Origin of the sequence: Planococcus antarcticus DSM 14505, from assembly GCF_001687565.2 — a bacterium.
Taxonomy (GTDB): Bacteria; Bacillota; Bacilli; order Bacillales_A; family Planococcaceae; genus Planococcus; species Planococcus antarcticus.
Window position 1 is genome coordinate 1,911,931 of sequence record NZ_CP016534.2, and the last position, 14,293, is coordinate 1,926,223.

Here is a 14,293-nt window from a genome sequence, read left to right on the forward strand (position 1 = left end):
CCTCACTCTGGTTTGGTTTGGTGAAAATCACTGCATTGAACGCTCTCGTAAAACAACAAAAAGCCGCCCTCAAAAAAGGGCGGCGGCATAGCTATTCAGAGACATACTTCAGTAGTCAAAAATAGACATTTTGCCGTATGATTCCCTTATCTTCCGAAGAGTAAAAATACGTTCAAAAAAAGGTAGGTCTCCTGGCTTGTGCATCGATTTACTCTAAGAACCTTCCCGTCTAGATGATTTAAATCATCTAGACAGTGGCATTTTCTTATTTCATACGCACTTACAGTTGCGGAAACAGCACCGGAATTTAACCGGGTTCCCTGTTATGCTGACAAATCAGCACCTTTTTTCTGCATGATTATTCACTTAATCCAAGTGTAGCATATTCTTTACGAGAAAAGACGTACTTAAAAAACGATTATTCTTGATTTGTCAGCAGTTTCACTTTTCTTGGTTCAGCAAAAACGATTCGTTTATGCCAACGTAAATAAGGAGCATGCTCTGGTGATACGGGTATTTTCACACCTTTTTTCAATCGGTAGATCGAGTAATCCTCTTCTGGAATTTGACTCGAGACATGGAGACGTCCTCCCCCGGTAAAAGCGATGAACCCGGCTGAATATAAAGCGGAATGGTTGGCACAAAGTAAGACGCCATTAAAAGGATCTAGCCGATCTTCAGCTGAGCTGTCTTTCCAAGGCTTCGCGTGAGTCGCTTTCAACACATCGACAATGGCAATTCCACAAAGTGGACATTCGCCATTCCAAAGCGGCAATAAGCTTTCCCTAAATTGTTCTTTTCCTCTACGCATTTTCGTTTTAATTTCCAATTCTGCTTCAGCAATCAAGCTGAGTAATGGGTCATGCTCAGTTTTTTTGACGACTTCCATTGATAATTCTAGCTGTTCTACTTCCAAAGTAAAAATATTTAACGAACTGATCAGTTCTAAAAACTTCATCGCCAGTTCTTCATTGCACGGATATAAATAGCCTGAATTTCCACTAGCATCTTCTTGAAATGCCGCGTATTTTACTGGCAACAAAGGCTCAATTTCCCGGAAAAACTCCTTGACCGATAACGGGTTTTCCAATTCGCGATAAACGGCCCGTGCGATAAATGCATCTTCAGTACCGTCCTGCTGCTCATCCGTATTTTTTGGTTTTGTCCCATTTCTGCAATCTTCTCGTACATGGCTGATTGCTACCAAAAATCCTTTTACATAATGAAATACGATATCGCCTTTCTTCAACTCCTGCATCCGGTACCAAGAATGCGGCACCATGCCTGACTTGTCGATCTGTGGCGTCCAAAGAACCCCGGCACTCTGTTCTCCCTGATAGGTCTCCCCTTGCATAACAATAAAACTATTCATGAATATCCTCCTAATGATGTTGATGCTCAAATCCATTCAATTCTATGTAGTAAAACAGATTATTCGAATCTAAACGCTTATCTCTAGTTTAACCCAAATCAAAAGCATTTGCCGGGTTAACGAAAAGCGAAAGCAGCCGTTTAGACCCGACAAGCGCTGGAAGCCTTACCGGTGATGGTGTTTTTTACCATCGCTGGTAAGGCTTAAGCGACTCGAGGGGCTGGCTGCTGAAGCCTAGACAACGAAAAGCGGAAGCAGCCGTTTAGATTCGACGGGCATAAGACGCGCCGGCGAAGCGTCGTTCTTCAGCCGCACAGCCGGCGTGGCTTATGACCCTAGAATCTGGCTGCTGGAGCCTGGACAACGAAAAGCGGAAGTGCCCGTGTAGCTCTTATGACCCAAAGAGCTGGGCGCTGAAGCCTGGACATTGAAAAGCGAAAGTGCCCGTTTAACACCGCAATAATCCATAACTCTATTCCCAATCCTAACCTTTTCTTTATATCTCTCCAATCGAAGCTGTCTTCCGAGGAGTGGTAGCTTTATACCATTGATAGCAAAGGATGACGATAATGGCCAGCTCGATAAAGTCGCCACCATAATACATGACCATGCCCCCCGCTTCCGCCTGTGCCCGTGGAACATTTGCAGGAGGATTGGCGTAAATAATTTTCGACAGGATTTTGTGTGCTGCCAAAGACAGAATAAGAACAATCGAACGAAACAGGTAGCTTAGGCGATGTGCTGTCACATCGATATAAATAATGGAAGCGGTAAACAGGTAGCCAGCTAAAAAGACATGGAGATGGACAATGGCATAAACAATCAATGACTGATGCATCCATCCGAACAAGTTGGATAGATACAGAATGTACAAGCCACCAGTATTGAGAACCAAAGCAACAGCCGGATTGCTCAATAGCATGAAGGGCCGACTTTTTAAAATGAACGACACGTTTCTCGCCACTCGGACAGGTAGCGACCTCAACAGTAAAGTCATGGGCATCGCTAGCAACAGCAATAAAGGTGCCAGCATACCGAGCAGCAAATGCGTCCACATATGACCAACAAAATGGGCCTGTGCAAAATCTGCTAAGGGCCCTGTAAAGGTAATGGCAATGGTAAAAATTCCAAAACTCCATAAAAAAATGCGGTACAGAGGCCACGCTTTATACCGCAGACTCGTCAATACAGCAGCCAGTGGATACAGCAGAAATGCCGTGAAAAGCAAAACGACAACCGCTGCCTCCAGACTTGCTATTCCTGGTTGCAAATTATGCTCCATTCGACATCCCCTATCCTTCGTTCCATTATCTCGGTCCATTTCACTCTGATTTAACTTTCTCTTTATCTACTCTACCCGAATTGGCTGCATGCTATGTACGAGCAGTCGATTTCAATAAGAAAAGACAGCCACTTTACTGAAAAAGCGGCTGTCTTGCTTTAGTTGGTTTTTCAAGCTTGCGCTTTGAGAACTTCCCTATCCTCTGTTGCAGCAAAAGCTGATACTTGATTTCTACCGCTCCGTTTGGATTGGTATAAAGCTTGGTCTGCTTCATCAATCAACTGATCAAGAGATTTATGGTAGGAATCCAGGCTGACCCCCATCGATACCGTCAGCTTACCTTCAGGCTGGAGCTCTTCGCCGTCAAAATGATGTTGTTCGATTCCAATACGCACTTTTTCAGCAATTGCCATTGCTTCAGAGTTGTCAGACGGATCGGTAATACAGAAGATGAATTCTTCACCACCGTACCGCGCCACATAATCTTTATTGCGCGTATTGTCTTGCATTAATTGACCAATCGACCGCAGCACAACATCTCCTTTTTGATGCCCGTGGTGATCATTATAAGATTTGAAGTAATCTACATCTAGCATGACGATGGATACTGGGACGTGTTGCGCGACCAAGGTCTGAACTTTGTTCCTAAAATAGCGCATATTGGGCAATTGCGTCAAAGGATCCTGATTCGAAAAAGACTCCAGTTCTTTCCGGAGGAGAATGTGATGATTTTCTCCATTGGCGATCAAGCCCATTGACAGAACAGCAATTCCTGCGAAAACAGCCATCGTAATAGTGATGAACAATGTGGCGGGTGTTGTAGTCAACATCCATACTGATTTCAAAAGTTCGAAAATCAACCAACCAACCATCATCCTTTTGACATCTAGTAAAGTAAAAAATTTGTTAGCTGTTTTTTTGTCCCGGAACAGACTGCCCAGAATGACCGGGAATATTATCGTCTGTAGAATCCCTTCAATTACAGTGGGTCCTCCAAAAGAAAAACGGTAGAAGGAAGGGAAAATCGCAGACAGGACCCCGACCTTCCATCCACCGACAAAGGAAATGAAATAAAGCGGAACTTCCCGCAGATCCAATCTCATGCCATTATAGAAAAACGGATTGTACATCACCGAAAAAGTCATAAAACTAACAAATAATACACTCAATGCCACTAACATTTTCGATTCAGTCAAATCAGGAAATAGCACTTCTTTTACCTTTAAAGCTAAATACAATAAAGCAATGATTAATGCCATATTCTCAAGAAAGAAAAAAAGTAATGAATTCATTGATGCATCTCCTAATAAAAGCTTTCCTTTAACAGTTTACATTTTTTACATCTCGAAATACAGATAAACTACAATATTAGCCAAATTTATGTATAGAATGCAACAGTAATTAGTTATTTCCAACGAGTATTTTCCTTTGAACAAAAAAAGCTCTCCACCAGCTATCTTTCCAGACTGGTTGAAGAGCTTTAATAGAGTTAAAACATTATAGCAGTTTCGACATGTACAACTCGTTGACATACTTGCTGTCTATCAGTAGCGAATCTCGCTTTAGCCCTTCCACTGCGAACCCCATTTTTTTATACAAAGCAATCGCGGATTGGTTATGCTCTAGTACAGTCAGTTCAATGCGATGAAGTTCCAAATCTTTTGCCCATTGTTCCAAGGCCAGAAACAGTTGTGTCCCTATTCCTTTACCCCGCTCTCCTTGCTGCACACCTATCGCTACATGAACGCAATGCTGTTTGCGTTTGACGCCTTCATTCATTGCAAACAAATAGCCTTTCAACTCAATCTTTTCATCTGCTACTAAAACGATCGATTTATGGTCCATGGAAAATAGCCGTTTCTGTAGCTGCTCGGACGTGGTTTTTCGCTCTCCCGGCTCAAACAGCATAAAACCTGATTTTTCCACACGCTTCATTAAATCTGCTAATTGCTGGGCATCGGCTGGAACCGCTTGTCTAATCTTCATGATTTTCCTCCTGGCATTTATTGTATTTTATTCATCCTATTTTTTGGACAATTTCCCGCTTAGTCAATTGATCGTTCTTAGCTTTGCTAACAAACAATCCCGTGTAGACCAGCAGCGTACCAATCATCAACAACACGCCCATATAGACGGACATCATAGTCGGAATCAGAAAGGCACCCAAGATAATGGTTGAACGAGCCAGCAAATCTGCTCCGCTAAAAGAAAAATTTGAGAAAGCAGAATAAGAGCCCCGCTTGTCTTCCGGAATCATATTCGCCATTTCTGCATTGCGGACCGGTGAATAAATCAATTCGCCGATGGTGCCGATCAAGTTGAACAAGATCAATAAGTACCAGCTGTTCGCAGAGGTAATGGTAATATAGCCGACGCTGTAAAGCAATAGCCCGGTCAACAGGACGTGCTGTTTGGAAAAACGGTCCGTAAATTTATTGATCATGAAAGTCAAGCAGACGACTAGCAGCATGTTTTGGATATTCAACAAACTCAACATGTGAACTCCTGCGACGTTAAAATCTGCGATGGCGAACGTCTCAAAACTTTCAGCAAGCCGGACGCCGATATAGCTGTTTAATGAAAACTCAGCCGAAAAGATGAACATGGAGCCGATCACCACTTTAACAAAAGGGCGATCTTGAAATGCGACTTTGTAATTTTGCAGCAAATCGATCAGGACATTGTTATGCTGTTTTTTCAAACTCTGGACGCGTTCGTCTGTCAGCCAAATCTGGTAGGCAATCGGCAGGCTGGCAGATGTCACAGTCAAGAGAACGAACAGTTCGATCTGATGATTGAGATACAGTAAGCCGCCCAGTGCAGCGCCGATCGCCATTGACAGATTGACCATCCAGTAATCGATGGCATAAATTGCTTTGCGGTTTTCAGGAGTCGTTGAATCGATAATAATAGCATGCATCGCCGGCCTGCCTAAGCTACTGGTAATGATAAAAATTACATACGCTAGTGCAAACAAGCCGATCCATTTGTCACTCGGCAACAGACTGAGTGCCATCAGCAGGAACATGACAGCGCTAAGTGAAGAAGTCAACACCAGTACTTTTTTTCTCGAAAAACGATCGGAGATATAACCACCGATCAAATTGACAAAAAAACCGATAAACACCGTGATAATCAGAAAGGAACCTGCCCAAACCTTACTCATTTCCTGTGCGAAAAACAAGGCCATGAACGGCATGACAGCTGAAGTAACAGCCCGGTTAAAAAAAGAAGTAATTAAACGTACTTTAATATTTTGTGGATAGTCTGTCCATTTCATCTTGTCAGCCTCCTTCGTCTTATGTATATTAAACTAGACGAAAGATACTAAAAATAGACAATTTTTAAAATCATGTCCACTTTTAAAAGGAGGCATCATGGAAAAAACTCTTTTGGCTTTATGGCAGACTGTCCCATCCGGCAACATCAAGCAAACTCAGGTGGCTGACTTGCTCGGCTTAAGCAGCAAGCAGACGACGCGCCTTCTGCGCAAATGGTCCGACGAAGGCTGGTTCACTTTTACTTCAGGACGCGGCAGAGGAAACACTTCCCATTTAGAGTGGCATAAAAATGTAGAAGATATATACGAACAGCAACTTGTGAAATTGATTGAAGAACAGACTGTCGAAGCTGCCAGCAAATATCTTCTATTCGACTGGTCACCCGAACTTAAACAGCGTTTGATGCATAAATTTCGTTCAAATTTCGGCTACGTTCAAAACAGTAAAAGCGACAACGACAAGCTAATCATCCCCAGGAAATATCCGTTACTGACGCTCCATCCACTCTACGCTGCAGATGTTCATAGTGTCAATATGGTCGCTGCTGTCTATAGCCGTTTGGTTTCAGTCAATGAGCAAGGCGACGTTTCTCCGGAACTAGCACATAGCTGGGATTTGACCTCAACTAGCCTCCGCCTTTATCTACGAAAAGAAGTCCACTTCCACAATGGTTCGTTTCTGACTGTAGAAGACGTAGTGGAATGCCTGGGCCGGTTGCGAACGCATGCTTCCTATGTGGATTTGTGGAAGCCGATCACCACCATCAAGACGATTTCACCACATATTTTGGAGATTTCTTTTCCCGGCGGCTGCAGCTATTGCCTACAGATGCTTGGCATGATAAATGCCAGCATTTACAAAGAAACGGCTGTGCAACCAATCGGTTCTGGCAGCTTTTTTGTCGAAGAAAATCACGAACTGAAAACCACGTTGACTGCATTTGGGGATTATTTTAAAGAACGGCCATTGCTCGATACTGTAGAGTTTATCCAAGTGCCTGAAGATTTTGACTTTGCTTACCGTACTTCAGCGAATGATAAAACGGAAGAGACATTTCAAGTGGAAAGCGATTCGGGGTTTGGCGTCGTCGTTTTGAATGCATTTCGGGATTCCCCCATCAACCGACAAGAAGTGCGTGATTATGTCCATTATGCGATCGCCAAACATCGTCATAAAATTGGCCTGTTTCATCCGCGAGCGATGGCGAATCACCAGAGCTGCCTGATTGGCCAGGAACAACCGTATTCGCTGCCTGCGCCCAAGAAACCTCATCTGGAACAGCCTCTGATCATCAAGGCAGCCAATTACACGAATGGAGCCACTCGTTGGCTGAAAGGAGCGCTTGAAAGTGAAGGCATTCCTGTTGAAATCCAGTGGTTGTCTTTCCGGGACAAGATGATGGATACAAAAGAAGACCAAACAGCCGATTTGTTTGTTCACGGAGAAGTGTTTGAAATGAATCAGAATTTCTCGTTTTTTTACTTTCTATCCAATGGCTATTCGCCACTAGCCACCATTATGAAATCCCAGCCAAAGTTCGGCAACTATATGCAGCAATACGCAACTGCGCCTTTTGAAAATTGGACAGCGTTGAACCTGAAAATCGAGCGGGAATTAATCGAATCGTCCATCATGCTTCCCTTGTACTACGAAAAACGGCAAATTCCTTTTTCAGTGGACTTGATGAATATTTCTATCAGCCATTTTGGCTATGTCGACTTTTCAAAGCTCTGGGTGCGTCCGGTCAAAAGGGATTAAATAGAAAAATGGGATACAGCATGTGTATAGGCTGTATCCCATTCTTAATTGGAATGTGAATAGTTGGTCGGTCACATCAAATCGCAAACCACTAATATTGATGAGTGTGATAAATTATAAGAAGTGTAACCCTGTTGAGAAAATCAGGTATAAGCACAATGTCAGCAAGTTAAATAAGACAAGATTGAATTTTATGTCGCCTTTTGCCCCGATCAGCGCCGCCACAACTCCTAATCCGCTTAGAACACAGGGAAAATGAAGATGAAAGACAAGCAGAAGTTCAAGTGGTTTGTGAAACCAATGAATCGCCGCCAACGTCAGCGGCAGCATGGTCAAAAGCAACAGACCTGCCGAGATCCATGAAAAGCATTTCTTATACATAAGAAAACCACCTTTTACTGTTCGTTGGCTTTGGCGCAAGTCCATGGCAAAGAAAAACAGAAAGGCTGTTCACTAGGGAAAGGCAATCCATCGATCGCCTTCAGAGATGCCGCTAGACGCTTGGCAAAGGGTTCAGGAAGTTCTTGTGTTTCCAGGTATAGGCAATAAACACTCAGTTCCACCACTAGACGTTGTGAATAATTGTTTGGCAAGGGGTTCACCTGGCTAATCAAAGCGGATAAAAATACAGAAAGCTCTGATGGCAGCAGTAGAATTTCTGCTTTATTAATTGTCATTTTTGACTGTAGCATTGTCTGGAATGTAATATCGCAACCCATCTCGAATGAGAATTTAGCATCATCAGACTGAATGACTAAAGTTCGAAACTTTTTTACTGAAAAGAGATTGCCGATCACTTCTACTTCAGCATCCAACGCTTTCTCCAGAATCATCGTCATCTCTTTAATCGGGTCTGCTAGTATCATTTCCTTCATCCCTTCAGATATTCATTGTCAGCTAACACAATAAAAAAATGTTAAAGAGCATCATTAATATATTTCTAATCTTTTTAGAAGAAAAGTCTTATAACCTATATTTTTTACTAATAATTTGAAATAGTGTACATTCAACAATACTATTAGACTACAATGAATTATGCAAATTGTAAATAGATTAACATTATTTTATCATTTTTTTGCATTTGAAATGCAGCAACAATATTTTTTTGGTATTATTGCTGATAATCCTTCTATCTTTATATATCTTTTGTTCAAAGTAAATTCATCTTAGATTGTTTACATAGCTAGAAAGTTCGCCCATCAAACAGCTCTTCCTCTAGAATGTAATTATTCACTTTACGCTTTAGAAACTTCATAATTAACGTATTTTTTGCTTTACTCTCAAAAAAAAAAAAGAATCCTTTAAGGATTCTTAAGTGATAAAGCGAATTTTTCAAGCAAGTCTTTTAACGTTGGCCTTTCATTGCCGTCCCGTCCGACCACGGCTTCGGCAGTAATCAATGAATTCAACACCGCTTCTTCTGCCGCTTCGCCGACGGCTCTGAATGCCTCGTCCATGTCTTCTTCATGGATGGTTTCGATTGCTAAGCATTGCGATGGTTTGACATGTGGAATTTTATTGGCCGTCGTAAAGCCGAGTACAATTTCTCCGCTGCCATTGGTGATAATGGAGCCGGTGCGGGAAAGGCCCGTGACCGCTCGTTTCAGGATACGGTTCAATTGCCGTTCGGATAAAGGAAGATCAGTGGCCACGATGACCATGACCGAGCCTTTGTCTTCTTCCTGATAGGATTGTAGAATGTTGTTCTTCAATTCTTTGCCGATTGGCTTGTTGCTAACTGTCAAATCGCTCAGTATCCCAAAATTCGATAGCACCAAAACGCCGATCGTATACTCTCCGTGTCCGAGCGCCAGAACGCGCGAAGCGGAGCCGATTCCGCCTTTCAGCGAATAGCACAGCATTCCTCTACCCGCGCCAACTGCACCTTCTTCAAATTCCACACCGGTATGGTCCAGCGCTTGCCGCACATGTTCTTCTTTGACAAAACGGCCCCGTACATCATTCAGAAACATATCGTTGCATTCGCCGATGACCGGATTTACCGTACCAGTTGTGTTGCCGATGTCGGCATTTTTCTCCAGCATATAGTCGATGACAGCATTGGCTGCTGTGCCGACATTTAATGTATTGGTCAGAATAATTGGTGTTTCAAGCGTACCGAGTTCTGCCAACTGAATGGTCCCCATTGTTTTCCCGAAGCCATTGATAACATGACTTGAGGCAATCAGTTTTTCGTGAAATACATTTCCTTGATGCGGCAAGATGGCCGTTACTCCGGTCTGCATATTGCCATTACTCAATGTGACATGGCCCACTGTGACACCTGACACATCTGTTATGGCATTTAGCGAACCCGGCTTCATACTGCCGATTTCTACACCGTAATCTCGAATTCTTTTCTGATTGTGCAAATGCCCACCCCCTAATCATTTTATTATGGCTCGCTGTCGATTCATCTCGCAGGAATGACCATAACCCCCTCTGTCCATCATACAGTTAAAGTGTTGTTTAACGAAAGCCTCTTTCAGCTGTCAACTGAATTTTCATAACTCCCGGTTGCTGTTATGATGAAGTAAAGCAATGCTTGCTCTCTGCAGAATTTTTGACTCTTCCAGCTGTTACGATAAAAATTCAGTTTATAGAAAAAGAGGTGTCGTATATCGAATTGTTACCTGCTTCAATGGAATTTTTGTTTCTCCTTTTCGTCAATTTAGTAGTCGGAGCCGTGGGATTTATTCCGAGTGTTGTCTTGACTGCCGTCAATATTCAGTCTTTCGGCCTTTATGGCGGCTCAGCTTTAACATTTATAGGTGAAATAGTTGGTGCTTTACTCGGATTTTATTTATACCGCTTTGGATTTTCAAAAGCAAATCCGAAATGGCTGCGTCATCCTTTTTGGCAGAAATTTCAGCATCAATCGACAAAACGTGTTTTTAGCTTGGTGATTCTTCTTCGCGTGCTGCCTTTTATGCCGTCCGGCTTCGTTACAGCAGGTGCAGCACTTACGAATATAAGCGGGAAATTGTTTTGGATCGCCAGCACCATCGGCAAAATTCCAGCTGTCGTTCTGGAACTGGCTGCCGTTTATGGAGTTGTACAATTTGTACCGGTAAACATTCAACTCTTCTTGTTTGGCATCATCTTGGTTGTTTCTATAGCGCTGTGGCAGCTAGAACGGATTAAAACCGCCAAACAAAAAAAAAGCCCTCAATCAGCTGATTGAGGGCTTTTTGCGAAGTTTAATAGACTTTGTCGCCGTTGAAAATGGAGTTTTTAACGATAACATAATCCACATTGCGGATCGCCAGCAACTTGTCTCCTCCGGCGTATGAAATGGCAGATTGAAGATCCTGTTCCATTTCTACTAAGGTGTGCTTTAACATTCCTTTATATTCCACGAACATCTTCTTGCCTTCGACGTTTTTCTTTTCACCTTTTTGGAATTCTGAGGCTGATCCGAAATACTCTTTTAGCAGCTTGCCGTCCTGATTGATCGTTTGTCCAGGTGATTCTTCATGTCCCGCAAAAAGAGAACCAATCATAACCATCGAAGCACCAAAGCGAACCGATTTGGCAATGTCGCCATGTGTCCGGATGCCACCGTCTGCGATGATGGGCTTACTTGCTGCCTTTCCACACCAGCGAAGTGCTGCCAGCTGCCAGCCGCCCGTTCCAAAGCCGGTCTTGATTTTGGTAATGCATACTTTTCCGGGCCCGATGCCAACTTTCGTTGCATCCGCTCCAGCGTGTTCCAATTCACGTACTGCTTCCGGCGTACCGACATTTCCAGCGATCAGAAAGCTTTCTGGAAGCAATTTCTTTATGTGCTGAATCATGTTGATGACAGCATTGGAATGACCATGAGCCACATCGATGGTAATGTATTCCGGCGTAATCTTTTCATCTGCCAATAGCTGCACAAACTCATAATCTTCCGGTTTTACGCCGACACTGATGGAAGCGTATAGGCCGCGTTGCTGCATGTCTTTTGCAAACGCCAACCGTTTTTCAGGTTCAAAGCGGTGCATAATATAAAAATAATTATTTTCAGCCAGAAATCCGGCAATTTTTTCATCTATAATGGTCTGCATATTTGCAGGAACGACTGGCAATTTAAAAGTCCGTCCGCCAAACTCAATCGACGTATCGCATTCTGAACGGCTATCTACCACCGCTTTTGCAGGAACCAACTGAATATCTTCGTAATCAAATACATTTTCCATAAATTACACCCCTATACACGAATGATATATCTATATATTTTCATAATTGTTCGTCCATATGATAATGTACTTTATTTCAGATGAGATGTCAAAGAGCAAAATTCATACCATCTGTTTCACCCGCTTAACAGGAAGCTAAGAGATCTTTTACTGACTTTTGAGACTGTGTTTTCAAACACTGGTTCGATCAAACTTTTCCATTAATCATGTTCATGATGTAGGACTGTTTCAACTAATGATTCTTGAGCGTAGAAATTTCCGCTCTGCCCAAAAAGGTTTCGACATAGGCTTTTGTAGAATCAGCTGGGCATTGTCAGCACCAATCTGTCCGATTCTTTAAGCTAGCCCTTATTCGATTCCAGTAGTCGGATGACCTTACTGTATATGTTTAACTACTAATTCTTGCCTGTTGGTTCACCGTAAGATAAAGGATGATTCCTAAGACCCTCCAAGTTATGATTTTAGTATTAGTTTATCGACAAATATTCATGATCTTTCAGTCTTACTACTGTTTCATTTTTGTCTAATTCAAATCTTTTTATCCGTTGTTCTATCGTTCTTCCTATCCCATCCGGAAATAAATCTTCCCGATCATAATGGGGAAACAGCAGCTTTTCCGTGAGGCCTAAAGCATTAAAATCGGCCAGTTTCAACGTATTCAATTCCGGTTTGAAAAAACCTGCAACTTCTATAGACCCCCCAAGAACCATTGCACCAGCACTGGCGCCGACAAATACTGTTTTCTGTTGAGCGAGTTCGTTCATGATTTCGGAGCCGCCGCTTTTCTTTAGCCAATAAAGCAGTTGAAAGGGATTTCCTCCATTGAGAAAAACGGCATCATAACTACCAAGAGCTTTTGGACTTTCGTATTCGAAATCAAAAAAGGTAACATGGACAACTCCCATTTCAATCAAATCCTGTTTTGCTTTGACCGCAGATTTGCTTGCTTCTTTCTCTGGAGATGCGGTTGTAATGATTACTGCTTTAATCGCTGATGCAGGTTTGGGCAAAAGCATTAAAAACTTTTGTTTTATTTGTTCAGTCCCAAATCCGTTAGAAGTCAGCAAGATTCTGCACATGGATAGTCTCCTCTTTTCTACTATATTGTTTCGCAAAGCCATGCCAGGCTAAACATATCTTCTGCATGCCTGCTTTAGAACTGGAACAAAAGACAAAACATGAAAAATGCCTCCGCACTTTTTTAGAACGCTTCGGAATATTGCTTTTTCAATTTGTCTTTTAGGCTTTCCAGCATGTATAGATTATACACCCGTTCCTCTCACTCAATAATTGACGATATCCTGCCAGCGGCTCATCAGATTTGATTTTCTCGTAATGGGTAACGAGGTCTTCTTCAACATGATCGAATTCACTTTCCTACAGCGAAACCTTAGGATCGATGAACAGGTAAACTTCAGCAAGAAGCAATAAATCTTCAATGAGAAATTCTTCCGTGCCTTCCGCAATTTTCTTGTTCAGCAAATCTTCCGCTTATCCGAATTTCCCTTAAGCCAATTGAGCATCCACCAGTATCCATTCGGCGGCGTCTCCATCGTAAATGTCTCCTGCTTTTTTATAGCCACTTTTGTTTTTTGGCTGCTGCATAGTTTTTCTTATCCAACTGCTCATAAGCTTGGTTAAACCAGTCATGCAGCTGATCTTATTGCACAATCATTTGTTCAAGGAAAGTTGCCTTGTATTCCTCAATTCCTATGCAAATCGAATATTCCGTTTTTTTACAGTATATGTTTGTTGATCTGGACATCAATAAGTCCGGGATTATGTCCTGTCCATGTGCCTCCACCAGAGATTCTACAGTCAAAAAGCTTTGCGCATAAGAATCATATACATCTGTAGCAGAAGTGTCAAAGTCCTGCTGGCTGTCGAGGTCATGGAAATCGATTAGTCTAATGTCTCCCAAGTTATACCACCCACTGGATTCACTGGTAAAGTAATCGGCAATGCCTTCTTCAAACCAGGAAGGCATTCGTGTGATCAACAAGCTGTGCTGATTGGAGAAAATATGACTTTGATAACGGGAATTTTCATGCACCAAGATCATCTTCCAATTTCCATCTGTCGGAACCAAATGGAACATCCCAAAAATCATCGGCCCGATAATAAACCCTCGATTCAATATGAGGAACTATATCAGATATGAGTGTACAGCAAGTAAGAAAAATTATTTAACTGGACCTTTCATTTAAAACTCCGATAAGTTTGGTAGGGAAAGAAAAACAGACATTATCAAGCGGTTTATTAATTCAATAAATAGTCTTTTAACAGTAATCAGCTTATTTTCCAACGAACTTTAACGCTTGTGCTGGATGACAGACATTCTTCAATATTGATGCAAAAAAAGGACTGCCCTAAAGTCCTGTTTCATGACTTTTAAAGGCAATCCTTTTTAATTTCA

13 protein-coding genes and 1 riboswitch are annotated in these 14,293 nt (G+C 42.3%); of the genes, 2 read left to right on the plus strand and 11 right to left on the minus strand.

Annotation, left to right across the window (positions count from 1 at the left end):
• Window positions 1-164: 164 nt before the first annotated feature.
• Window positions 165-363, minus strand: a riboswitch (cobalamin riboswitch).
• Between the two features lie 55 nt (window positions 364-418).
• From BBH88_RS09555 to BBH88_RS09575, 5 genes are all read right to left on the minus strand, one after another.
• Complete coding sequence (locus BBH88_RS09555) at window positions 419-1,372, minus strand: HNH endonuclease (protein ID WP_006829609.1); 954 nt, start codon at window positions 1,370-1,372, stop codon at window positions 419-421.
• Between the two features lie 496 nt (window positions 1,373-1,868).
• On the minus strand, window positions 1,869-2,654 hold the full coding sequence (locus BBH88_RS09560; protein WP_065536881.1) for a cytochrome c oxidase assembly protein: 786 nt from the start codon (window positions 2,652-2,654) through the stop codon (window positions 1,869-1,871).
• 170 nt (window positions 2,655-2,824) lie between these two features.
• Complete coding sequence (locus tag BBH88_RS09565; RefSeq protein WP_006829611.1) at window positions 2,825-3,946, minus strand: GGDEF domain-containing protein; 1,122 nt, start codon at window positions 3,944-3,946, stop codon at window positions 2,825-2,827.
• Window positions 3,947-4,151: 205 nt separating this feature from the next.
• Window positions 4,152-4,640 (minus strand): GNAT family N-acetyltransferase, encoded by a 489-nt coding sequence (locus tag BBH88_RS09570; RefSeq protein WP_006829612.1) that lies wholly within the window; start codon window positions 4,638-4,640, stop codon window positions 4,152-4,154.
• A gap of 31 nt (window positions 4,641-4,671) precedes the next feature.
• A complete protein-coding gene (locus BBH88_RS09575) occupies window positions 4,672-5,934 on the minus strand; it encodes an MDR family MFS transporter (protein WP_006829613.1) in 1,263 nt (420 codons plus the stop codon).
• 97 nt (window positions 5,935-6,031) lie between these two features.
• Here BBH88_RS09575 and BBH88_RS09580 point away from each other — a divergent pair, with 97 nt between their 5' ends.
• Entirely contained in the window at window positions 6,032-7,693 is a 1,662-nt protein-coding gene (locus BBH88_RS09580) for an ABC transporter substrate-binding protein (protein WP_006829614.1), read from the plus strand.
• Between the two features lie 114 nt (window positions 7,694-7,807).
• Here the strand turns inward: BBH88_RS09580 and BBH88_RS09585 are convergent, their stop codons facing one another.
• The 3 genes from BBH88_RS09585 to BBH88_RS09595 all read right to left on the minus strand — a co-directional run bounded on the left by BBH88_RS09585 (window position 7,808) and on the right by BBH88_RS09595 (window position 10,065).
• Window positions 7,808-8,074, minus strand: coding sequence for a hypothetical protein (locus tag BBH88_RS09585; protein ID WP_006829615.1), 267 nt, complete (start codon window positions 8,072-8,074; stop codon window positions 7,808-7,810).
• Between the two features lie 14 nt (window positions 8,075-8,088).
• Window positions 8,089-8,559 carry a hypothetical protein gene (locus BBH88_RS09590; protein WP_006829616.1) on the minus strand — a complete coding sequence of 157 codons (471 nt, stop codon included), beginning with the start codon at window positions 8,557-8,559 and terminating at the stop codon, window positions 8,089-8,091.
• A 435-nt stretch (window positions 8,560-8,994) separates the two neighbouring features.
• Window positions 8,995-10,065, minus strand: coding sequence for a DmpA family aminopeptidase (locus BBH88_RS09595; RefSeq protein ID WP_006829617.1), 1,071 nt, complete (start codon window positions 10,063-10,065; stop codon window positions 8,995-8,997).
• A gap of 254 nt (window positions 10,066-10,319) precedes the next feature.
• Here BBH88_RS09595 and BBH88_RS09600 point away from each other — a divergent pair, with 254 nt between their 5' ends.
• The gene (locus BBH88_RS09600; protein WP_238323298.1) at window positions 10,320-10,877 is read left to right on the plus strand and encodes a TVP38/TMEM64 family protein; all 558 of its coding nucleotides are present in this window, start codon (window positions 10,320-10,322) and stop codon (window positions 10,875-10,877) included.
• A 16-nt stretch (window positions 10,878-10,893) separates the two neighbouring features.
• Here BBH88_RS09600 and guaC read toward each other — a convergent pair whose 3' ends face one another.
• The 3 genes from guaC to BBH88_RS09615 form a co-directional block, all read right to left on the minus strand.
• Window positions 10,894-11,877, minus strand: a complete 984-nt coding sequence (guaC, locus tag BBH88_RS09605; protein ID WP_006829619.1) for a GMP reductase — start codon at window positions 11,875-11,877, stop codon at window positions 10,894-10,896.
• Window positions 11,878-12,344: 467 nt separating this feature from the next.
• Window positions 12,345-12,956, minus strand: a complete 612-nt coding sequence (locus BBH88_RS09610) for a Type 1 glutamine amidotransferase-like domain-containing protein (RefSeq protein ID WP_006829620.1) — start codon at window positions 12,954-12,956, stop codon at window positions 12,345-12,347.
• Between the two features lie 581 nt (window positions 12,957-13,537).
• The gene (locus BBH88_RS09615) at window positions 13,538-14,014 is read right to left on the minus strand and encodes a gluzincin family metallopeptidase (RefSeq protein WP_154669144.1); all 477 of its coding nucleotides are present in this window, start codon (window positions 14,012-14,014) and stop codon (window positions 13,538-13,540) included.
• Window positions 14,015-14,293: the final 279 nt, after the last annotated feature.

Bases quoted from the DNA above. Each gene is read 5' to 3' on its own strand.
- BBH88_RS09555 (WP_006829609.1), bottom strand. From the start codon at position 1,372: ATGAATAGTTTTATTGTTATGCAAGGGGAGACCTATCAGGGAGAACAG.
- BBH88_RS09560 (WP_065536881.1), bottom strand. From the start codon at position 2,654: ATGGAGCATAATTTGCAACCAGGAATAGCAAGTCTGGAGGCAGCGGTT.
- BBH88_RS09565 (WP_006829611.1), bottom strand. From the start codon at position 3,946: ATGAATTCATTACTTTTTTTCTTTCTTGAGAATATGGCATTAATCATT.
- BBH88_RS09570 (WP_006829612.1), bottom strand. From the start codon at position 4,640: ATGAAGATTAGACAAGCGGTTCCAGCCGATGCCCAGCAATTAGCAGAT.
- BBH88_RS09575 (WP_006829613.1), bottom strand. From the start codon at position 5,934: ATGAAATGGACAGACTATCCACAAAATATTAAAGTACGTTTAATTACT.
- BBH88_RS09580 (WP_006829614.1), top strand. From the start codon at position 6,032: ATGGAAAAAACTCTTTTGGCTTTATGGCAGACTGTCCCATCCGGCAAC.
- BBH88_RS09585 (WP_006829615.1), bottom strand. From the start codon at position 8,074: ATGTATAAGAAATGCTTTTCATGGATCTCGGCAGGTCTGTTGCTTTTG.
- BBH88_RS09590 (WP_006829616.1), bottom strand. From the start codon at position 8,559: ATGATACTAGCAGACCCGATTAAAGAGATGACGATGATTCTGGAGAAA.
- guaC (WP_006829619.1), bottom strand. From the start codon at position 11,877: ATGGAAAATGTATTTGATTACGAAGATATTCAGTTGGTTCCTGCAAAA.
- BBH88_RS09610 (WP_006829620.1), bottom strand. From the start codon at position 12,956: ATGTGCAGAATCTTGCTGACTTCTAACGGATTTGGGACTGAACAAATA.